The 21,681-nt window shown below is 52.8% G+C and carries 20 protein-coding genes and 1 pseudogene; 13 read left to right on the forward strand and 8 right to left on the reverse strand.

Translation table 11 applies throughout. From position 1 onward, the window contains the following. Positions 1–10: 10 nt before the first annotated feature. The 3 genes from A8F97_RS03970 (at position 11) to rhlE (ending at position 3,328) form a co-directional block, all read left to right on the forward strand. The gene (locus A8F97_RS03970) at positions 11–874 is read left to right on the forward strand and encodes an ABC transporter ATP-binding protein (RefSeq protein ID WP_014700542.1); all 864 of its coding nucleotides are present in this window, start codon (positions 11–13) and stop codon (positions 872–874) included. Further along, complete coding sequence (locus A8F97_RS03975) at positions 864–1,676, forward strand: IucA/IucC family C-terminal-domain containing protein (RefSeq protein ID WP_014700541.1); 813 nt, start codon at positions 864–866, stop codon at positions 1,674–1,676. Before A8F97_RS03970 ends, A8F97_RS03975 begins: the two co-directional genes overlap by 11 nt. 221 nt (positions 1,677–1,897) lie before the next feature. Further along, positions 1,898–3,328: an ATP-dependent RNA helicase RhlE gene (gene rhlE / locus A8F97_RS03980; RefSeq protein ID WP_014700540.1), complete on the forward strand. Its 1,431-nt coding sequence runs from the start codon at positions 1,898–1,900 to the stop codon at positions 3,326–3,328. A gap of 31 nt (positions 3,329–3,359) precedes the next feature. Here rhlE and A8F97_RS03985 read toward each other — a convergent pair. Both A8F97_RS03985 and A8F97_RS03990 read right to left on the reverse strand, forming a co-directional pair. Beyond that, positions 3,360–4,683, reverse strand: a pseudogene (locus A8F97_RS03985) (IS4 family transposase). 107 nt (positions 4,684–4,790) lie between these two features. After that, the gene (locus tag A8F97_RS03990; RefSeq protein ID WP_014700537.1) at positions 4,791–5,690 is read right to left on the reverse strand and encodes a DMT family transporter; all 900 of its coding nucleotides are present in this window, start codon (positions 5,688–5,690) and stop codon (positions 4,791–4,793) included. 115 nt (positions 5,691–5,805) lie between these two features. Between A8F97_RS03990 and A8F97_RS03995 the strand changes: the two genes are divergently transcribed. Further along, entirely contained in the window at positions 5,806–6,687 is an 882-nt protein-coding gene (locus A8F97_RS03995; RefSeq protein WP_014700536.1) for a helix-turn-helix domain-containing protein, read from the forward strand. Positions 6,688–6,746: 59 nt separating this feature from the next. Here the strand turns inward: A8F97_RS03995 and pepT are convergent, their stop codons facing one another. Further along, complete coding sequence (gene pepT / locus A8F97_RS04000) at positions 6,747–7,976, reverse strand: peptidase T (protein ID WP_014700535.1); 1,230 nt, start codon at positions 7,974–7,976, stop codon at positions 6,747–6,749. Positions 7,977–8,116: 140 nt separating this feature from the next. Here pepT and A8F97_RS04005 point away from each other — a divergent pair, with 140 nt between their 5' ends. Continuing rightward, positions 8,117–9,712: an ABC transporter substrate-binding protein gene (locus A8F97_RS04005; RefSeq protein WP_033071725.1), complete on the forward strand. Its 1,596-nt coding sequence runs from the start codon at positions 8,117–8,119 to the stop codon at positions 9,710–9,712. 47 nt (positions 9,713–9,759) lie between these two features. On the opposite strand, the gene A8F97_RS04010 is transcribed toward A8F97_RS04005, so the two are convergent. Next, positions 9,760–10,431: an epoxyqueuosine reductase QueH gene (locus A8F97_RS04010; protein ID WP_015730811.1), complete on the reverse strand. Its 672-nt coding sequence runs from the start codon at positions 10,429–10,431 to the stop codon at positions 9,760–9,762. 231 nt (positions 10,432–10,662) lie between these two features. Between A8F97_RS04010 and dusC the strand changes: the two genes are divergently transcribed. The 8 genes from dusC to pbpG all read left to right on the forward strand — a co-directional run bounded on the left by dusC (position 10,663) and on the right by pbpG (position 17,264). Beyond that, the gene (gene dusC, locus A8F97_RS04015) at positions 10,663–11,595 is read left to right on the forward strand and encodes a tRNA dihydrouridine(16) synthase DusC (protein WP_015730810.1); all 933 of its coding nucleotides are present in this window, start codon (positions 10,663–10,665) and stop codon (positions 11,593–11,595) included. A gap of 195 nt (positions 11,596–11,790) precedes the next feature. Further along, positions 11,791–13,203: an S-methylmethionine permease gene (gene mmuP / locus A8F97_RS04020; protein WP_014700531.1), complete on the forward strand. Its 1,413-nt coding sequence runs from the start codon at positions 11,791–11,793 to the stop codon at positions 13,201–13,203. Next, entirely contained in the window at positions 13,196–14,137 is a 942-nt protein-coding gene (gene mmuM, locus A8F97_RS04025; protein WP_025918639.1) for a homocysteine S-methyltransferase, read from the forward strand. Before mmuP ends, mmuM begins: the two co-directional genes overlap by 8 nt. A 22-nt stretch (positions 14,138–14,159) precedes the next feature. Further along, positions 14,160–14,708 (forward strand): hypothetical protein, encoded by a 549-nt coding sequence (locus A8F97_RS04030; protein WP_033071724.1) that lies wholly within the window; start codon positions 14,160–14,162, stop codon positions 14,706–14,708. A 336-nt stretch (positions 14,709–15,044) separates the two neighbouring features. After that, on the forward strand, positions 15,045–15,587 hold the full coding sequence (gene cyaB / locus A8F97_RS04035) for a class IV adenylate cyclase (RefSeq protein ID WP_014700528.1): 543 nt from the start codon (positions 15,045–15,047) through the stop codon (positions 15,585–15,587). Between the two features lie 59 nt (positions 15,588–15,646). Then, positions 15,647–16,003 (forward strand): FMN-binding protein, encoded by a 357-nt coding sequence (locus A8F97_RS04040; protein WP_033071723.1) that lies wholly within the window; start codon positions 15,647–15,649, stop codon positions 16,001–16,003. Positions 16,004–16,021: 18 nt separating this feature from the next. After that, a complete protein-coding gene (locus tag A8F97_RS24960; RefSeq protein ID WP_257785660.1) occupies positions 16,022–16,144 on the forward strand; it encodes a hypothetical protein in 123 nt (40 codons plus the stop codon). A 172-nt stretch (positions 16,145–16,316) separates the two neighbouring features. Next, on the forward strand, positions 16,317–17,264 hold the full coding sequence (pbpG, locus tag A8F97_RS04045; RefSeq protein ID WP_014700526.1) for a D-alanyl-D-alanine endopeptidase: 948 nt from the start codon (positions 16,317–16,319) through the stop codon (positions 17,262–17,264). 68 nt (positions 17,265–17,332) lie between these two features. Here the strand turns inward: pbpG and A8F97_RS04050 are convergent, their stop codons facing one another. The 4 genes from A8F97_RS04050 to A8F97_RS04065 form a co-directional block, all read right to left on the reverse strand. Then, positions 17,333–18,019: a glutathione S-transferase family protein gene (locus tag A8F97_RS04050; RefSeq protein ID WP_015730807.1), complete on the reverse strand. Its 687-nt coding sequence runs from the start codon at positions 18,017–18,019 to the stop codon at positions 17,333–17,335. 147 nt (positions 18,020–18,166) lie between these two features. Beyond that, positions 18,167–18,937 (reverse strand): DeoR/GlpR family DNA-binding transcription regulator, encoded by a 771-nt coding sequence (locus A8F97_RS04055; RefSeq protein WP_014700524.1) that lies wholly within the window; start codon positions 18,935–18,937, stop codon positions 18,167–18,169. A 31-nt stretch (positions 18,938–18,968) separates the two neighbouring features. Continuing rightward, complete coding sequence (locus tag A8F97_RS04060) at positions 18,969–20,621, reverse strand: ABC transporter permease subunit (RefSeq protein WP_033071722.1); 1,653 nt, start codon at positions 20,619–20,621, stop codon at positions 18,969–18,971. Beyond that, on the reverse strand, positions 20,618–21,628 hold the full coding sequence (locus A8F97_RS04065) for an ABC transporter ATP-binding protein (RefSeq protein WP_015730805.1): 1,011 nt from the start codon (positions 21,626–21,628) through the stop codon (positions 20,618–20,620). Before A8F97_RS04065 ends, A8F97_RS04060 begins: the two co-directional genes overlap by 4 nt. Positions 21,629–21,681: the final 53 nt, after the last annotated feature.

The following is a 21,681-nucleotide window of genomic DNA, read 5'->3' on the forward strand; positions in this document are numbered from 1 at the left end:
TCGCCTGGTTATGTTTTCAGATAATGTGTCTTCAAAGAGTACGCTTCCCGCGAACAGTCGTTCCCGCGACGCAATTGCCAGCCACTCGCTGACGCTACGTTACGATAAGCAGATCGTGATTGACGCACTGGATATTGCGCTGCCAGCCCAGAAAATTTCAGTGCTGGTGGGGAGTAACGGCTGCGGCAAGAGTACATTATTGAAGTCATTCGCCCGCCTGCTGAAACCGACCAGCGGGACGATTATTGTCAACGGGGCGGATATCCATCGGCAATCTACCGTTGAAGTGGCGAAATCGCTGGCGATTTTGCCGCAAACGCCAACAGCACCGGAAGGCTTGACGGTCTATCAACTGGTGAAAATGGGGCGCTATCCGCACCAATCGTGGCTGAAACAGTGGTCGGAAACCGACGAGGAAAAAGTGCTTCAAGCGCTGCGCAGCACGGGCGTGTTGGCATTAAAGGATCGCGCGGTGGATTCTCTGTCCGGCGGGCAGCGCCAGCGCGTCTGGATCGCCATGACGCTGGCGCAGGATACCGATATCGTGTTGCTGGATGAGCCGACGACCTATCTCGATCTTGCGCATCAGATGGAGGTGCTGGATTTGCTACGGGAACTGAACGCTCAGCAGCAGAAAACCATCGTCATGGTGCTGCACGATCTGAATTTGGCGTGCCGCTACGCGCATCACATGGTGGCCGTGCATAACCGGACGGTGTTTGCGCAGGGCAATCCACGCGACATTCTCACCGAAGCTACGGTAAAAACGGTGTTTAACCTGAACTGTCGCATCATCGACGATCCATTTTTCGGTACACCGTTGTGCATTCCATTTGGGCGCGAGGCGGTGGAGGCTGCGACTGATGTCGGCTAACCGCCTGACGGCACCGCAGTGGGCGATGCTCTCCGGCACGCTGCAATTAACGGATGCTTCGCTGCGGGCAGGCTATGACAGTTGCCCGAGCCGTAGGGTGTTGGAACCTGATTATTGCCGCTGGCTGCTGGAAACGTTGACGCCGCCGTTGTTGTCACCGTCGATCAAGATTACCGCGTCACTACTGGCGAAGCGGATAGGGTTCTTAACCACAGCCGCCAGCCTGTACACGATGTCGGTGTATAACAAAGGGCTGAACATGACGCTGGATAACAGCGTGTTGGAATTCGGACACCAGCGTCTATGGACATCGACCATGCCACTTTACGATCTTACGGTGTCTCAACCAGAAATAGGGCGGCGGGAGGCGTGGCGCGATAGTCTGTTCGACACGCTATTTGCTCAACACCTGTCGCCGATCTTGCATTCGCTATCTGCGGTGTCGGGCGCGCCACTGCGCATTCTGTGGGAAAACGTCGCGGTACGGGTATTTTCATTATACGAACAGCGCATTGAGTGGGACGATCCGGCGGCGGTGTGCTCACCGGGAATGACGCTGGCACAACAGGTGCAACAGGACTTTGACGCCTTGCTGGCTGCGCCCGGCGAATGTTTTGGCTGTGATGATAATCCGCTGAAACCGTTCTTTCGTGCGAAAACACGGGTTCCTGTCGCGGGGCGTTCGGTGAGCTTTCGTGAAGTGCGCTTTCGCCGCACCTGCTGTTTTTATTACAAGGCATCGCAGCCGCAGGAATATTGCAATAACTGCCCCTTATTGCGCCCTACCAGAAAAACGGGCTGACACAGATAAAAATCCCTTAGTGGTCAGAATCTCTGCTACAATCGTCGGCAGTCATGCACCGTAGTTGTGCTCGTTCACCGTGGTTGTTGCGTATGTCGTTGTTACGTGAAGTGTTACGTAAGTTGTTACGTTAATAGTGGCCCGCCAAACCCGTCTTATTGACCCTCTGAAAACTACACCGGCTGCTGTCCGGTCAGAGCGGATCTGGAGTTGTTCTTTTTATGTCATTTGATTCTCTCGGCCTGAGTGCCGATATTCTGCGTGCGATTGAAGAGCAGGGTTATCGCGATCCTACACCTGTTCAGCGTCAGGCGATCCCTGTCGTGCTGGAAGGGCGCGATTTAATGGCCAGCGCCCAAACGGGAACGGGCAAAACGGCAGGTTTTACGCTGCCACTATTGCAACTGTTGACCAGTCGTGAAGCGCAGCATAAAGGGAAAGGTCGTCGTCCAGTACGCGCGCTGATCCTGACGCCAACCCGCGAATTGGCAGCGCAGATTGATGAGAACGTGAAGGCGTATAGTAAATATTTACCCCTGCGTTCACTGGTCGTATTCGGCGGCGTGAGTATTAACCCGCAGATGATGAAGCTGCGCGGCGGTGTGGATATTCTGGTGGCGACGCCTGGGCGTCTGCTCGATCTGGAACATCAGCGCGCCGTTGACCTGTCACAGATCGAAATTCTGGTGCTGGATGAAGCGGACCGTATGCTGGATATGGGCTTCATTCACGATATTCGTCGTGTACTGGCGAAGCTGCCAGCTAAACGCCAAAACCTGCTGTTCTCCGCGACCTTCTCGGATGAGATCAAAGCGCTGGCGAACAAATTGCTGACTAATCCAGCCTCGGTTGAAGTCGTGCGTCGTAATACACCGTCTGAACTGGTTACGCAGCACGTACATTTTGTCGATAAGCGCCGCAAGCGTGAACTGCTATCTCAGTTGATTGGTGAAAATAACTGGCAGCAGGTGCTGGTCTTTACCCGTACCAAGCACGGGGCTAACCACCTGGCTGAACTGCTGGAAAAAGACGGTATCACCGCTGCGGCTATCCACGGCAATAAAAGCCAGGGCGCGCGTACTCGTGCGTTGGCAAACTTCAAAGACGGCAGCATTCGGGTGCTGGTCGCGACGGATATTGCTGCGCGTGGTCTGGATATCGACCAACTGCCGCACGTGGTGAACTATGAACTGCCAAACGTGCCGGAAGATTACGTTCACCGTATTGGTCGTACCGGTCGTGCGGAAGCAACGGGCGAAGCGCTGTCTTTGGTGTGTGTCGATGAACACAAACTGCTGCGTGACATCGAACGTCTGCTGAAACGTGAGATTCCGCGTATTGCTGTCGAAGGCTACGAGCCGGATCCGTCCATCAAGGCAGAACCGATTGTGAATGGCCGTCAAGGTAACCGTGGCGGTGGCGGTGCGCGTAACGCGGCACCTCGTGCGCAGTCTGGCGCGCCGCGCGGTCAGTCCGAGCGTGGCGAACGTAGCCAAGGTCAGGGCGAACGCCGTTCAGCCGAGGGTAATCGCCAGCCGCGTAAAGCGGGCGGTAATAGCGATAGCCCGTGGGGTACTGGCGGAAAAGGCAATAGCGAAGGCCAGCGCCGCGCGCCGCGTCCGCAAAACCGCAGCAAGCCAGTGAACAAATAACATCGAAAGGGAGCCATTGGCTTAATGCCAGTCACTTAAGGTGACTGGCATTGTTTTTTAACGGATATTTTGACCGTTTTTCTCTGACCTCCCGAGGATATTCCCGTTCTTGTCTCGGTGGCAATATCAGCATTGCGGCATTGCTGTAAAACTGTTTCAGTTGGCCCGGGATGGCTCCCGGTGATACCCATGGGAGGCTGATCAAGAGTCTTAATATTTCTGATATAGCTCCGCTGAAGCTCAACTGATAGGGCCGGTATTCCCCCTTAAGACTGAACGCCATTTTTACCATTTGATAGCGAACCAGATTGTATGTCAGCAGTATTCCCCGTAGCTCCTGTTTCACCATTTCCGGCAGTTTGCTTCGTAGCGTCCACCTATTACCCATTAAAAACTGTTTAGTTTCACGGTAACCCAGTTCGATTTCCCATCGGTGTTTATACAATTCTGCCACGCTTACTGCCGGGTAACGCATCGCATCAGTCATGGAAGTCACTACCTGCCGCTCTACGCCGTTTACTTTACGTCTGATTAACCGCAACTATTAACTCATCTGGCAGTCCGGCCCATTGTTTGCGGGCTTGTACCGTCGTTTTCAGCATGATCAACTCGTCCTGCTTACCTAATCTGCGGATTACCTCATATTGGGTTCCCTTCCTAAGTGGAAGCAGCCAGTGCCGGTTTTCTCCCGCGTTGTGCCAGTTATTCAGCAGCCCTATTGACCAAAATCCCCTGTCGAACAGCGTGACACTGTTATCTGGGGCTTGCGCTGCCAATCTGGCAGCCAGGCGCATCTCGTTGACATCGTAGCTATCCATGACGCTGGCACGCAGCAGGTGACTACTCAGTTCCATCAGGCAGACCATGTGCGCCTGCGGATATCCTCGTTCACCATGCTGATTACTCGCTTTACCGAAAGTATGCGCGTTATCTGGCGTATCCGGCGTGCGCCAAACGACACCATCAACCGCATTCAGGGTCAGTCCGTGCCAGAGCGGATGTCTGGCCTCTTCATGCCAATGTTGCTGCGTGAGCTCGAAGAGCACCCGAACGGCATCCTCACTCAGCGTTTTTCGGCGTGAGACAACGGAACTGGGCGCTGTAAAAGGTCTTCCGGTGCGGTCAGCGATATCCATCAGATTAACAATGTGGGAAAGCGACTTATTGTTGAAAATCGCCATGCCAATAACCAACCAGACCATGGACTCAAGAGAAAGCTTGCGCTTGCGCAGTGTCACGGTATCAGTGAGAGAAAAAGCTTGCTGGATGAGGTCAGGGGAAAGCAGGTCGGCAAGAGTTTGAACGTCATCTGGTGCGGTAAGATTAATAATGCCGAGAGCCTGAGAAAGTTCCATTTTAAAAGGGTCCATGTAGAGACATGAACCCTTTTACACTAGCCACTGGATCGTTCAACCGATCCTTAAACGATCGGCATTAGCCACTGGCTCCCTTTTTTATCACGTTATTTTACCGTGGCAGGTTGCGTAGTTGGATGGCGTGGGCGATAGAACATCACCGCGTTGCCCGCCAGAATCAGCAGCAGGCCGATAAGCGCGTTGGGTCGCCAGTGGTAGTCTTCAAATAGCGTCGAAATCGACAGTGCCACCAGCGGAAAGAGCAGCGTGGTGTAAGCTGCCTGACTGGCACCGATGCGGCCGATCAGGGTGAAATAAGCGCCGAAGCCGATGACTGAACCAAAGATAGCCAGATAGAACAGTGATCCCAGATAGCTGGTACTGTACTCCGGGGCGAAGTGATACCCCTGAATCAGGCTAAACAGCCCCATCCAGAGCGCCCCATATCCCATGCCCCAACCGTTGGTTGTCAATACATCTCGCCCTTGTCGCTGATGCTGAGCGCTGATCATATTGCCGAGCGAGAAGCAGTATGTGCCCAGAATGCTCAATCCCACCCCCCACAGCAGATAGGGCTGTGCGTCGATTAGCGTCAGGTCATGCCAGAACAGCGCGATGATGCCGATAAGCCCTAGCGGTGTGGCGATCGCCACGTTGCGTGTTAGCGGCTGTCCGAAGAAAAGACGGCTGTTAAAGGCATTAAACAGCACAGCCATCGAGAAAATGATGGATTCCAACCCGCTCGAAATCCAGGCGATGGCGTGGTAAAAACAGAGAAAGTTGACGCCGAATACGCATAGTCCTTGTACCATACACAGCAGGTGGGCGCGTGGAGAAAGCGGGCGCAGGCGGCGCGTCAGGGTCAGGAACGCCAATAGAACAGCCGATGCTAGCGCAAAGCGCCAGAAAACGGAGACTTCTGCCGCGACGTCGCCTTGTTGCAGGCTAATCGCGATCCAGGTCGTCCCCCAAATCAGGACGATAGAAAAGTAGAGTAGGGTATTCATTGAGTGATTCCGCATGAGTTCATGTCGGCAGTATGGCGCATGCGTTTGTTGCGGGCTTTCAGCACCTTGCGGTGAATAACAGAATCTTGCGGCTAAATGAAAAATGGAGGCAGCCATGCATCGTTATAAAGCGTTTGATACCATGCTGCATCACAAAACCGAGTTGCGTGACACCGTCGAATTGACATCCGGTGTGCGGCTGGCTGCATGGTTTAACCGCCACGACCGCGTCACGATGGAAAATACCGAACACCATACGCTCAGCCTTTATATTGCCGGTGGCTATGAGAGCTACCATCAAACGGCGGACGGCTGGCATAACGGCGGGGGGCCGGATCGTTTCTGCCTGATGCCGAAACAGAGTGCATCGACCTGGGATATCCGTGGCGATCTTGATTTCGTGCATCTGTATTTTGACGATGCTCATCTGCGACAGTTGGCTGAGCAAACCTGGGATCGCAGCCCGGCATCGTTCTGCACAGAAGAGCGTATATTTGGTAACGATCCGCTGATTACGTCGCTGTATCGACAGTTTCTGCTTAGCAACCGCTGGGACGATCCAGCAAATCAGCTTGTTTTGGGCAGCGCAGCAACGCTGTTGATGATTCAGGTGTTGCGCAGTTACACCCAATTGCAATGGGAACTGCCGACGGTGCGCGGCGGGTTGGCACCCGCGGTGCTGCGGCGCAGCAAGATGCAAATTGACGCGAATCTCGATCAACCGCTAACGCTACAGGCGCTGGCGGTAGAAGCAGGACTTAGCGAGTTTCACTTTGCGCGCATGTTCCGTCAGAGTGTGGGGATGGCACCGCATCAGTATGTTCTCAAGCAGCGGTTGATCCGGGCTGAGTGGCTGGTACGGCAAGGGGCGTTGCCGATCACGGACATCGCGCTGGCCTGTGGATTTAGCTCCTCCAGCCACCTGAGCCACCAATTCAAAAAGGAATACGGCCTGACGCCATCGGCGCTGAGGCTGGCGGGAAAGTTGGTGAAGTAAACGTGGGTTTTATCCTGTAGTGGCGGACGACCGTCCGCCTCATTCTTTTCTAAAAGCGATTATTTCGCCGCCAGTAGGCATAAATTCAATGCCACTTCATACGATTTCACAAACGATGGCACAGGAAGAAACTCAAAGCGCGAGTGGAAATTGTGTGCACCGGTGAAGAAATTTGGCGTCAGCAACCCCTTGGCCGACAGCGCCGCGCCGTCCGTGCCGCCACGCATTGGTGTCACCTTGGGTTCAATGCCCAGCGTGTCCAGTGCAGCAAACAGTAGGTCGATAGCCCGCCGATCGTCGGTAATCGCATTGCTAATATTGCTGTAAATATCGGTGAGACTGTAGGTCACGCCGCCGGTCGGGTACTGCGCGGCAATCTTCTCTGCGATCGCAGCGATCTGCTGCTTCCGCTGTTCAAACGTCGCTAAGTCGAAATCGCGGATAGACGCTTTAAGCTTCGCTTCATTGGCATTTGCCGTCAGATCGTTAAACCAGACATAGCCCTCGCGTCCCTCCGTGTGCTCTGGCGTCTGCTGGCGATCGAACTGGCTGATAAAATCGTGTGCCATCAGCAACGGGTTGACCAGCACGCCTTTCGCCGACATCGGATGTGCCGGCACGCCGGTAAAACGGATTTCCGCCGAGGCCGCATTGAAGTTCTCATACACCACTTCACCCAGCTCGCAGCAGTCAATGGTGTAGGCGAAATCAACATCGAAGCGTTTGAGATCGAGCGCTTTCGCACCGCGTAGCCCAATTTCTTCATCTGGCACGAAAGCCACCACGATATCACCGTGTGGTGTCGCATCGGTCAGATTCTCCATCAGCGTCATCACTACGGTAACGGCGGCTTTGTTGTCTGCGCCGAGTACGCTGGTACCGTCGCTGAAAATAATGTCCTGCCCAACATACGGCAGAATTTCCGGGTGTTCCGCCGTGCGCAGCCAGATGTCCTGTTCGGCATTCAGGCACAGGTCTTCACCGGTAAAGCGCAGCGTTTGCGGGTGAATATGCGGTGACAGACCGACGTCAACCGTATCGATATGGGTAATAAAACCGATGCGCGGTGCGGACGGACAGTTGCCGGGTTTCACGGCTGTCACGGTGGCGTGCTCATCAATGACGACATCTTGCAAACCCAGTGCTCGTAGTTCGTCCGCCAGCAGACGTGCCATTTCATGCTGTTCCGGTGTGCTGGGTAACGTTGTCGAGCTGGCATCGCTTTGGCTGGTGACGGCGAGATAACGGTAAAAACGGTTGCTGAGTTGATGAGCCAGACTGTCTGTCATAACGAATCCTTTTTGTTCTGCAATACCGATGATGGCTATCCTAACGTAGAAATTATTTCATTTGAGGGTTTTATTTGTCATTTTATCGTCATGATTTTTATAGCGGTGTGGTGGAACATAAATAACAAGCGAGGACTGGGATGAAAAAAGCAGGAATACGATTCACATTGGCTGCGTTGACGCTGGCGGTTGCCTCTGCGGCATCGGCGAATACCTTGGTGTATTGCTCTGAAGGATCGCCGGAAAATTTTAACCCGCAGCTTTATACCTCCGGAACCAGCGTGGATGCCAGTGCGGTGCCGATTTATAACCGTCTGGTGGATTTCAAAGTCGGCACCACGGAACTGGTGCCGAGTCTGGCGGAAAGTTGGGATATCAGTGCGGATGGCCGCGTGTATACCTTCCATTTACGCAAAGGGGTGAAGTTCCAGAGCAATAAATTCTTCAAACCCTCGCGTGATTTTACCGCCGATGACGTCATTTTCTCCTTCATGCGGCAAAAAGACCCGCAGCATCCCTACCACAATGTCTCGAAAGGGACTTATGCCAATTTTGAAAGCTTGTCTTTTAGTTCACTGATTCAGAATATCGAGAAAGTGGATGACCACACGGTGCGCTTTACGCTTTCCCATGCGGAAGCCCCGTTTCTTGCCGATTTAGCCTGGTACTTTGCTTCCATTCTCTCTGCGGAATATGCTGACGCCATGTTCAACGCCGGCACGCCGGAGCGCGTGGATATGGACCCGATTGGCACCGGACCGTTTGAATTAGCACAGTATCAGAAAGATTCGCGCATTCTGTTTAAGGCCTTTCCAGACTATTGGGAAGGCAAAGCCAAGCTGGATCGGTTGATCTTCACCATCACGCCAGATGCCTCTGTGCGGTACGCCAAGCTGGAGAAAAATGAGTGTCAGGTGATGCCTTTTCCTAATCCTGCCGATCTGCCGCGCATGAAAGAGAACAAAGATATTGTGCTGATGCAGAAGGCGGGATTGAATACCGGTTTCCTATCGTTCAATACCCAAAAGGCACCGACGGATAATGTGAAAGTGCGGCAGGCTTTGACGATGGCGATTAACAAATCGGCGATTATTGAAGCCGTTTTTCAGGGCACCGGCACTGCGGCGAAAAATCTGCTGCCACCGGGCGTCTGGAGCGCCGACAGTGAGTTGAAGGATTATGACTATGATCCCGATAAGGCCAGAGCGTTACTGAAAGAAGCTGGTTTAGCGGAGGGCACCGCTATCGAACTGTGGGCGATGCCGGTTCAACGCCCGTATAATCCGAATGCTCGTCGCATGTCGGAGATGATTCAGGCCGACTGGGCGAAAGTCGGCGTGCAGGCCAAGATTGTCACCTTCGAGTGGGGCGAATACCTGAAAAGGGTGAAGGGCGGTGAACATCAGGCAGCATTGATGGGCTGGACAACAGCGACGGGCGATCCTGATAACTTCTTCGGCCCGCTGTTTACCTGTACGGCGGCTAACGGTGGTTCCAACTCGGCAAAGTGGTGCTACGCACCGTTTGATAAAATTATCACCGAAGCGCGTGCTTCACAGGATCACCAGCAGCGCATTGCGCTATACAAGCAGGCGCAGCAGATGATGCACGATCAGGCTCCGGCCGTCATGATTGCGCATTCCACGCTCTCTATTCCAGTACGAAAGGAAGTGATCGGGTATGAAGTTGACCCGTTCGATAAGCATATTTTTTATCAGGTCGATGTGAAGAAGTGAGAAGCAGAAAGTCCGGCACGTTGTGCCGGACTTTCTGTGTTATGCGGTTATTCGGTTTCGTCACCGTAATACAGTTTACCGATGCGGATAATATCGCGCCCTTGTGATTGGCGATATTTGTTGGAATCACGTAGTGAATAGATGCAGCCGCAATATTCTTGCTGATAGAAATGTTCACGCTTGCTGATTTCGATCATCCGCGCTGAACCACCGCCTTTGCGCCAGTTGTAATCCCAGTAGGTGACACCAGGATATTTCTGCGCCGCATTCTGGCCGCATTCGTTAATCTGCTGCATGTTTTTCCAGCGAGAAATCCCCAACGAACTGGAAATCACGCTAAAGCCGTTTTCCGCTGCATACAGCGCGGTGCGTTCAAAGCGCATATCAAAACACATGGTACAGCGAATACCGCGTTCGGGCTCCCGTTCCATGCCTTTGGCGCGTTCGAACCAGTTATCTGAGTCGTAATCCGCATCAATGAAAGGTACATTATTCTGTTCGGCGAAACGGAGATTCTCCTCTTTGCGGATCAGGTATTCGCGCTGCGGATGAATATTGGGGTTATAGAAAAAAATGGTGTAGTCGATGCCAGAAGCGGTGATGGCTTCCATGACTTCACCAGAGCAAGGGGCGCAGCAAGAGTGCAGCAGCAGTTTGTCTGCGCTATTGGGCAGTGAAAGCTGCGGACGTTTGAATTCTGCGGTTTTGACATTCGACATAAAAAATAGCCACTTCGTTGTGGTCCGTGAGGACGGTACTGGCACAAATTCGTAACGAATTATTGATGATATGCCCATGAGAGGCAACCTTTGGGCCTATCTGGCGTTATCTTTCCCGTTGCGTTATCCGTACAATACCCCTAACCACGGGCTTAAGTGACCTGTATTACCCTAATATTGCCTGCTTTTTGGGCCGTGCTATTAACGATCGAAGAATTATTGAGTAGCGTTATGCGTGTTTTGCTTGCCCCGATGGAAGGGGTTCTCGACTCATTAGTGCGAGAACTGCTGACCGAAGTAAATGACTACGACCTGTGCATCACCGAATTTTTACGCGTGGTGGATCAGTGCCTGCCGGTTAAATCCTTTTATCGCCTTTGCCCAGAGTTACAGCATGCTAGCCGTACCCCGTCCGGCACGTTGGTGCGCGTGCAGCTATTGGGACAGTACCCACAATGGCTGGCGGAGAACGCCGCGCGGGCAGTGGAACTGGGTTCGTATGGCGTCGATCTTAACTGTGGCTGTCCGTCGAAGCTGGTGAACGGCAGCGGGGGCGGTGCGACGCTGTTAAAAGATCCCGAGCTGATTTATCAGGGCGCAAAAGCCATGCGTGAGGCTGTGCCTGCGCATTTACCTGTCACGGTGAAAATACGGCTGGGGTGGGATTCCGGCGCTCGCCAGTTTGAAATTGCCGATGCGGTGCAGCAGGCGGGGGCGAGCGAGTTGGCCGTGCATGGTCGCACGAAAGAAGACGGTTATAAGGCCGAATGCATTAACTGGCAAGCGATCGGGGAAATCCGCCAGCGTCTGCGGATTCCGGTGATTGCCAACGGTGAAATCTGGGACTGGCAGAGCGCACAGGATTGTATGGCGACGACGGGATGCGATGCCATCATGCTGGGGCGCGGTGCGCTGAATGTGCCGAACCTGAGCCGCGTGATTAAGTATAACGAACCGCGTATGCCGTGGCCTGACGTCATGTTACTGCTACAAAAATATGTGCGACTGGAAAAGCAGGGTGACACGGGGTTGTACCACGTCGCGCGTATCAAACAGTGGCTCGGCTATTTGCGTAAAGAGTACGACGATGCCACCGAATTATTCAGTGAAATTCGCACCTTGAAGACCTCTACGGATATCGCTCGTGTGATTGGTGAGCCGTAGGTGCTCACCGTGTTTCTTCCTCTTGCTCAATTTTAAACCACCTCATCGCTCTCCCGCTGCCTGTACTTTACTTTACGAATCAGTTGACGGTATAACACTCCATCTATCTGGAAGTTTAGACGTCTATACCCGCTTAGGGGCTATACCGTTCGGTTGCATAAAGCAGGGCGGATACATTGATAACGAAAGGTCATCATGGAACAACACGCATCAGGTTCGGAAGGGCAGTTTAAACGCACCATGAAAGCTCGCCATTTGGTGATGCTTTCGCTCGGTGGTGTCATCGGTACTGGCCTGTTTTTCAATACGGGTTACATTATTTCCACGACGGGGGCGGCTGGGACGCTATTGGCGTATTTGATCGGCGCGTTGGTGGTGTATCTGGTGATGTTGAGTCTGGGGGAGTTGTCTGTTGCCATGCCGGAAACCGGGGCATTCCATGTGTATGCATCCCGCTATCTCAGCCCGGCAACAGGCTATACCGTGGCGTGGCTATATTGGCTGACGTGGACGGTCGCGCTCGGTTCCAGCCTGACCGCTGCTGGTTTTTGTATGCAGTATTGGTTTCCACAGGTGCCAGTCTGGACCTGGTGCCTGCTGTTTTGTGTGTTGATCTATTTGCTGAATGTTGTGTCGTCCCGCTTCTTTGCCGAAGGGGAATTCTGGTTCTCGATTGTTAAAGTGGTCACGATCCTCGCTTTTATCGTGCTTGGTGGGGGGGCGATGTTTGGCTTTATTCCGATGCAAGATGGTTCTCCCGCCCCGTTCTTCCAGAACATTACTGCGTCTGGCTGGTTCCCCTACGGTGGCCTGCCGATTTTGATGACGATGGTGGCGGTAAATTTCGCCTTCTCCGGTACGGAACTGATTGGTATCGCGGCAGGAGAAACTGAGAATCCGCACAAGGTTGTACCGATGGCGATCCGCACGACCGTCGCGCGGTTGGTGATCTTCTTTTTGGGGACGGTGCTGGTGCTGGCGGCGATAATCCCAATGGAAGAGGCCGGTATCGCCAAAAGCCCGTTTGTACTGGTGTTTGAAAAGATTGGTATTCCTTACGCCGCCGATATTTTTAATTTCGTGATTTTGACGGCGATCCTGTCCGCTGCTAACTCAGGGCTGTATGCCTCAGGGCGTATGCTGTGGTCGTTGTCCAACGAAGGCACGCTGCCACGCCGTTTTTCTCGTCTGACGCGTCGTGGTATTCCGCTTTTTGCCATTTCTGTCAGTATGCTGGGTGGGTTGCTGGCGCTGTTTTCCAGCGTGATTGCGCCGGACACCGTTTACGTGGCGCTGTCCGCGATTTCCGGTTTTGCTGTGGTGGCGGTGTGGTTGAGTATTTGTGCCTCGCACTATATGTTTCGTCGCCACCATGTCCGTGCCGGAAAACCCCTTTCCGAACTGCAATATCGTGCACCTTGGTTCCCGATAACACCGATTTTGGGATTCCTGCTGTGTCTGCTGGCCTGCGTCGGGCTGGCGTTTGACCCAAGCCAGCGGATTGCGCTGTGGTGTGGAATTCCATTTGTCGCGCTGTGTTACGGTGCTTATTATTTCACGCAGTCAATGAAGAAGCGTAGATTAACGGGAGTGGAAGACATTGCGTAAAAATACGGTGACCAACATGCTGGCGACAGCATCAACGATTGTGCTGGACGGTGCGCTGGCGACCGAACTGGAAGCGCGTGGCTGTGATTTAACGGATCCACTGTGGTCGGCGAAAGTGCTGGTGGAAAATCCGGCTCTGATTTATCAGGTACACCTCGACTATTTCAACGCTGGGGCGCAGTGCGCGATTACCGCCAGCTATCAGGCGACGCCACAAGGGTTTAAGGCGCGTGGGTATAGCGAAGCGGAGTCGTTGACGCTGATTGCCAAAAGCGTACAGTTAGCGGCGCAGGCGCGGGATGATTATCGTCGTGACAATTCGCAGGCTGGCGTGCTGCTGGTGGCAGGGTCAGTCGGGCCGTATGGTGCCTATCTGGCGGATGGTTCAGAATACCGTGGCGACTACCAGTTGCCGCAGGCTGAGATGATGGCGTTTCATCGCCCGCGTATAGCGGCGCTGCATGAGGCAGGGGCGGATTTGTTGGCTTGCGAAACGCTGCCATCTTTTGCCGAAGTCGAGGCGCTGATTGCGTTACTGGCCGAATTCCCTCAGGCGCAAGCCTGGTTCTCTTTCACGCTGCGTGACAGCGAACACCTCAGCGACGGTACGCCATTACACACTGTGCTGGAACGGGTTAACGCCTGCTCGCAGGTGGTTGCCGTTGGTATTAACTGTATTGCGCTGGAGAATGTGACGCCTGCGCTGACGTACTTGTCCTCGTTGACGAATTTGCCTTTGGTGGTTTATCCCAATTCCGGCGAGCAGTATGATGCAATCACCAAAACCTGGAGCAGCGGTCACGATGCTGCCTGCTCGTTGGCGGCGTATCTGCCGGAGTGGCAGGCGGCAGGGGCGCGTCTGATTGGTGGCTGCTGCCGAACCACACCTGCTGATATTGCCGGTATTGCACGCTGCTGCCAGCATGAGGGGTAGCGCTAAATAAGGAAATGCTGTGATGGAAAATGAGGTGGACCTGCAACATATGTACGCGCTTGCCAGGCGGCGCGTCGCATTGGATGTGCCGGTGACGGTGCTGTGCATTGGTGAACAGCAGACGGCTGTCATCTGCGGAACGGCATCACAGCCGTCGGTAACGTTGCAACTGACCATCGGTTTTGACAAAACAGCAGCGACGTTTTTCAAGGATCTTCCTCCAACGCCAGATGAGATGGAATTGGCGATCATGGCGGTAGAAGATGAGGTGACGCGTATTCGGTACGATATCCCGGCGGATTCCGTCCTCTTTTCTTTCGATCCAGCATTGGCGGCGATTGCACAGATTTCGGGCGTAGAAGAGGAGAAGGCGAGCTGGCGCTTACCGCAGGATGACATGGAACGGACATTTAAACGCCTGGAACGTGTCATGCTGGGGAGTCCGGCTAGCTGGGAAGGCATTCCGCTAGAAAACGCCTTTTCCGCCCGGTTGCTTATTTTACGTGAGTTTATGCACCATCACGGCTTCGATTCTGCACTGATCTTGCTGTTACCTGCGGTTACTGCGTGAAGAACTAGCGGTTTTTTCTTTCTCAGCTACTATTAACGGCGGTCAGCATCCCGTGCGATTCTGACCGTATTTTTGGGCTTGAAAATCATGGGTGGATAGTTGTTACTCGGCGCACTTGTGCGCGCCTCGCCCTAAAGAGCCAACACGTCGTGTTGTTCAAAATAATGACGTTTGTCGTGAAACTCGAATTATTTAGAGTATATTTTACCGGTATGATCTATTTTCGGATGACTGAATCATTATTTTCTTGAATTTCCGCATGACAGCGTAATAAAGCGCTGAATAATGTGACGGAAGATCAATTTTATTTCAGTGAATCCAGTGAGGGGAAAGAACATGGTTGAACATTTCATAGGGAAATATGAAGTTGAACTTAAATTTCACATCGAAGATATCGCCGTTTTCAGAAATACGCTTTTTAGTCTTCATCCAGAGGCTTTCGTCTTTGAAAATAAAGAGCATGATATTTATTACGATGACTCAGAGAAGCGACTGCAACAGCAAAATATAAAAATGCTGGTACGTCGGATGGAACCATCGGGGATAAAACTCTGGATTGTTAAAGGGCCGGGAGCCGATCGCTGCGAAGCGGTTAACGTCGAAATTTTTGAAAAAACCGACAGCATGCTACAGACGTTAGGGTATCAGCCTCTGTTTGAAATTCATAAAATTCGCAGCATCTATTTTTTGAATGCTTTTCATATTACGCTCGATTATATTGAATCGCTTGGTTATTTCGTGGAAATATCGATGATGACCGATGATGAAACCCAGTTGAAAGCACTCAGAGATCGGTGTATGTCGTGTGCGCTACAGCTTCAATTGTCATTGGATAATATTGAAACTAAATCGTATTATCAATTATTAGGTTTTAACTGATTGTTCTTTTCTGGTTATTGAATTGTTGCTTTTGTTGTTTTATTTACATAGGGAAACTGATGAAAAAATCTATTCCGGCCGTACTGACCACGTTAGTAATGGCTTTTTCTTTATCCGCTCATGGTAATAATGTGGCGCAATATAGAGATGGCACCTACATCGGTAAAGCGCAGGGTAAGGCGGCAGAGATTGAGGTGACGGTCAGCATTAAAGAGGGGAAGATAGCTAACGCTGAAGTGCTGAAGCATGGCGATACCGAAGCGATGATGCTGAGTGCGACCGATGAAATCGTGCCGGAACTTCTTGAGAAACAGGATATTGACAAGGTGGATGCGGTAACGGGTGCCACATTATCAAGCCAGGGCGTAATTAATGCGGTGAAACAGGCGCTGGAACAGGCAAAAGTAACACCGTAATCGTGACCATTCGCGTTGATGGATAAAGGAATCACACTGCCGTGGAAACCTGCTGATTACCCTGCGTCACTCGCCTTACTGGGTATGGGCTATTTTGGGTTACCTGACTTTATGCCTGCGTTTGTTCAACCAGGTGCGTAAAATAAGACCGTCTCTAACGTAATGATATAAAAAACAGTATGTTGCTAAATCCTTTTGTCAAAATTTGTCACAAAGCTTTTTCTGCTGCATGAGTGCGTGGGGAGAGGCAGTAAATTATAATGCCAACGCCTATCCCTTTCATTTAACAGAATACTGTTTAAGTTATTGAAGAATGACTAAAAATTTTAAGCTTTCTCTTTTTGGCCTGTTGGTACTGTCAACCCATGCTGTGATGCTGCCTCAGGCTATGGCGAAAGCGCCGACGTATTCCGCTGGCAGCGCGCATCAGGAAATTGCTTCCGGTAGCGCGATGGTGGTGGATTTGCGTGATAACCATATCCTTTATTCGAGTAATCCTGACGTCGTGGTGCCGATCGCCTCTGTGACGAAACTGATGACCGCGCTGGTGGTGCTGGATGCCAACCTGCCGCTGGATGAAATCATCTCTGTAGATATCAGCCAGACGAAAGAAATGAAAGGGGTGTACTCGCGCGTTCGTTTGAACAGTGAGATTAGCCGTCATGACATGCTGCTACTGGCGCTGATGTCATCTGAAAACCGGGCGGCGGCTAGCCTGGCGCACCACTATCCGGGCGGCTACCAGGCATTTATCCGCGCGATGAATGCCAAAGCCAATGCTTTAGGCATGACCCACACGCGTTATGTGGAGCCGACTGGCCTGTCCATCAATAATGTCTCGACCGCTCGTGACCTTACCAAGCTCCTGATTGCCAGCAAGCAATATCCGCTACTGAGCCAGCTCAGCACGACACAGGAAAAAACGGCGACGTTCACCCACCCGGCGTATAGCCTGCCGTTCAGAAACACCAATCATCTGGTCTACAAGGCGGACTGGAGTATTCAACTGACCAAGACGGGCTTCACCAATCAGGCTGGCCACTGTCTGGTGATGCGCACGGTCATTAATCAACGGCCTGTTGCGCTGGTGGTGTTGGATGCATTCGGTAAGTACACGCACTTTGCGGATGCTAACCGCCTGCGTAAGTGGATTGAAACCGGTAAAGTTAGCGAGGTGCCCGCTGCGGCATTGAGCTATAAGAAACAAAAATCGCTGGCTTCCCGCCAACCGCAGAGCATGGCGAATATCGATACCGAATAACAGATTATCCCCTCCCCATGTTTTGGGAGGGAGCGTTTTGACGGTGGCCTAATGGGGCACCGTCTGCGCTATGCGTGTGTGCGAAAATCCGCTATCACTTCACCTGCATTTGTCACATCTTCCTCGTGCGCGGCTTCACGCCAGGTTTCTGCTAATGCATCCTGTAGCCATTGCTGCATCGCGGGCAATGCCAATAAGTGTTCGCAGTAGGCGGCGGCTTCTGACGAGACGGGAAGCTGATAGGTTTTGATACGGAAAACGACAGGAGCAAAAAACGCGTCTACCGCCGAAAATTGTTTCCCTGCCAAAAACGGCCCACCAAATCGTGTCAACCCTTCCTGCCACAGCTCACTGATACGGGTAATATCGCTGCTGAGAGCAGGAGATATCTCGTTCAGCTTGACGCGCACGCCGCAGCTCATGGCGCAGGTATTGCGCAGTGCAGTAAAGCCGGAATGCATTTCGGCGGCGGCACAGCGTGCCCAGGCACGGGTTTTGGCATCGTCAGGCCAGATGTTGGGGTGCTGTTCAGCCAGATATTCGGTAATCGCCAGTGAATCCCAAATGGTGGTTTCGCCATCGATCAGGCAGGGGACTTTTGCCGTCGGGGAAAAGGCCTTAAATGCCGGCTGTGCCATGCCCGGTGCAAAAACAACCTGTTTCTCTTCGAAAGGAATCGATAGTGTTTTCAACAACACCCACGGACGCAGTGACCAGGACGAATAGTTCTTATTGGCGATGTACAACTGATACATGTCTGAGGCTCCTTGTATTAACGAAGCCTTAGCATTAGCACGAAAGACGGCATAAATCACCCTGCATCTATATGCCAGTGTGGCGAGTATAAAAATCGGGTATGAGGCCAGCGATGAACCACAGGAAAGGCGATCCATCATGGCTTATCAGGCGATAATAACCTGCTGGCAATACCTCTGTAATAACGAGAGTTCGGGTTTGTCTACGCTAGACGTATCAGTCACAATCATGTCGATTTCCTGCATGGTGGCATAGACTACGCGACTCGTGACGCCAATTTTGCTGTGATCCGCGAGGATAATCCGCGTTCTGGCATATTGCACCATCGATCGGGCAACTGCCGCTTCGTGGTGAGCAAAACTGGTCGCGCCAGAGACCGCGTCCACCCCGACCGGAGAGAGGATCGCCACGTCGGCACGGTAGCGACCCAGTTCATTGAGGGTGATATCACCGCTGGTTGCCTGTGCTGAAGCCCCCATATATCCACCGAGTAGTATCACGCTATGTTGTGCGACAGACTCCGTTGCGGTAAGTTTCTGCGCGACGGTGAGACTATTGGTAATCACCATCATCCCCGGCATGGAAAGCAGTTCGTCGGCTAACAGGGAGGTTGTACTACCTGCGTCGATAAACAGCGTTTGTCCGGCCTTTAGCTGTTGCACCGCTGCACGGGCAATGGCCTGCTTCTCTTTTTCACGCACGGTATTGCGAATGGACAGCGGGGGTTCCGGCTCTTCCGTTGTGGCTACGATCCCGCCATGAACGCGGCGCAACGCCCCTGCTGCTTCCAGCTTGAGAATATCGCGTCGTACCGTTTCGCGTGAAACGCCGAGATGCTGAATAATTTTCTCGGTGCTCACCCGGTTTAATGTTGAGAGCAGGGCCTGTATGCGATGTAACCGCGTTTCTTCTAGCATAGCTGTCCATTCTTTAATGTTTTGACACCGGTTACCATGATTGCCGCTTCTCTGTCACAAAGTGTAGAAGCAGTGCTGTCATCGCCACGATACCCATAATACAGGTCGAAAAAGCAGCCGCCTGTGACGTAAAACCGGCTTCATCCAGCCGCATAACGGTGACGGCACCTAAAGGCAGCGACGGCGTGACCAAAAAAATCACGGCTGATAGTGTAACCATTGAGCGCATGAATAAAAACATGGCGACCGAAATCAGCGTTACGCGCATGGCCGGCAGGTAGACATCTCGTAAAATACGCACCACGCCGCCGCCTAAAACCGTGGTGGCATCTTCCATCGCATGTGGGACGTTGCGTATCCCCATCATCATCGTGGTGTAGCCTTGTGTGTGATAGTGGTAATAGTTGCATAATGCCACCAGCAGCGCCGATCCATACAGCATACCCCAGGGAAGATCGGCCGTATTGAACGTGAACACATAAGATAGCCCCAACACCAGGCCGGGAACGGCAACAGGCAACGCGCTAAGTAGTGCGGCGGTGTTGGCAACTTTGCCCGGCTGGCGGTGAATGCCGAAGGTAAGCAGGAATAATAGTGCGGTGCCGGCCACTGCCGCCAGCGCGGAGATCCAGACTGACGTCCACAGTGGCGTATAGCCCCCTGCGAGATCGATATCATAATGTTTTAGTGTCAGATCCAGACGGTACGGCCATAGGCGTATCATACTGGCAATAATGACGGTGCCGATAACGGTGACAATCATGAGTGCGATAGTCATGGTTGACAGGTAGAACGACATGTCGCGCGTGCGCAGTGGTTGTGGAACGTGCGGGATAGCAGCATGTGAGCCGATGGCCTTCTGCCGTCTGGTCGTTGCGCGCTCTATCCAGATTGATGCAGCCGCAGGCAGCAGGAGTAGGATCCCGACAACCGCCCCCATGCCGAATTTCATTTGACCACTGACCTGGCTGTAGATCTCGGTCGCCAGTACCGAGAAGTTGCCGCCGATGACAATCGCGTTGCCGAAATCGGTGATTGTGATGGTAAAGATGACAAAGGCCGCACTCAGCAAGCCATATCTCAGGCCGGGGAGGGTGATATCCAGAAACTGTCGCCAGTCAGATGCACCCAGAACGTTAGCGGCTTCATACTGGCGAGTATCACTATGACGTAGCGTGGTGCGAATAATCAGAATCGCCTGCGGCAGCGCGTACAGGACGTTGGCGATCAATAGCCCCCAGAAACCATAAATATCCAGTCGCACGCCAAGAATATTGCCAATAATTCCGTTTCTTCCCAGCAGAAAAATCAACCCCAATCCCAACACTAGCGAGGGAGCAAGGATAGGAAGCGAGGTCGAAAATGCGATAAAACGCTTTGCGGGCATCGCCGTACATTCCAACCCATAGGCGACAATAAATCCCAGAAAAAGTGTGACCAATGTGGTGACGATGCCAAGTAACAGGCTGTTGATCGTCGCGCGCCAGATGCCAGGCGAATCCATTAGCGCCAAATAATTTGATAGCCCAACGGTACCGTTGCGATCGTTCAACAGACTATGCCAGACGATACTTAGCATCGGTATAGCGAAAAACATGAGTAGCGCCAGCAGCGGGATCCACAGACACAGACGGGAAAGCCAGCGATCGCTGACCGTTTGCGGAGGGAGATGTGTCTGATTCATGCTTGCACCCAAGCGCAGTCTTCTGCGCGAATCGAGAGATGAATGGGGTCGCCTGGGCTCCAGTTCACGGTGCTGCTAGTCTCGACCAACAGCGGCTGCGACTTCCATAGCACCTGTACACGTTGGATACTGCCAAGGAAACTGGTATTGATGACCCGTCCTTCAGCACCTTCTAGCTTATGCAGCGCAATCCTTTCCGGGCGGATAAACAATTCGGCGCCTTCTGGTAGTGCTGTTTCCTGCGCTGAGGGGAGCAGTTCCGGCATCCATGTGTTGACGACATCACGCGACAGCAAATTGCTGTGCCCCATGAACTCGGCAACGAAACGCGTGCGTGGGCTGGTATAGAGTTCGTGCGGTGTCCCTTCCTGCACAATGCGCCCGCCGTGCATGCAAATGATTTTATCCGCCATGCTCATGGCCTCTTCCTGATCGTGCGTGACCATCAGGGTCGGAATGCCGAGCCGCTGCTGCACGTCGCGTAATTCCTGACGCAATCCGGCGCGCACGCGTGCATCCAGTGCCGAAAGGGGTTCATCCAGTAACAGTAGGGAAGGATTGACCGCCAGCGCGCGTGCAATCGCGACTCGCTGCTGCTGCCCACCTGAAAGCTGGGCAGGATAGCGATCGCCGAATTCGTTTAGGCGCACGGTGTCCAATAGGTCGCTGACGCGTGCAGCAATTTCCTCGGCAGGCGTCTGGCGGATTTTGAGACCATAGCCAATATTTTGTGCAATCGTCATATGGGGAAAAAGTGAGTAGGACTGAAAGACGATGCCAAAACCTCGTTCCCTTGCCGGCACGTTGACCAGATCGCGATCGTCCAACGTGATTTTCCCCCCATCACAGCTTAATAGCCCGGCAATGATGCGCAGCAAAGTCGTTTTACCACAGCCGCTAGGGCCAAGAAGGCAGACAAATTCGGCATTTTCGATCGACAAATTGATGCGATCGAGAGCGACATAACCGTCAAAGCTTTTATGAAGATTTTGAATAACCAGTGCCATGAATGCGACCTCTTAATTACGGTTGCCGCGCAGCTAAACAGATTTTTCGCGGC

It is taken from the genome of Pectobacterium parmentieri, from assembly GCF_001742145.1.
GTDB classification, from domain to species: domain Bacteria; phylum Pseudomonadota; class Gammaproteobacteria; order Enterobacterales; family Enterobacteriaceae; genus Pectobacterium; species Pectobacterium parmentieri.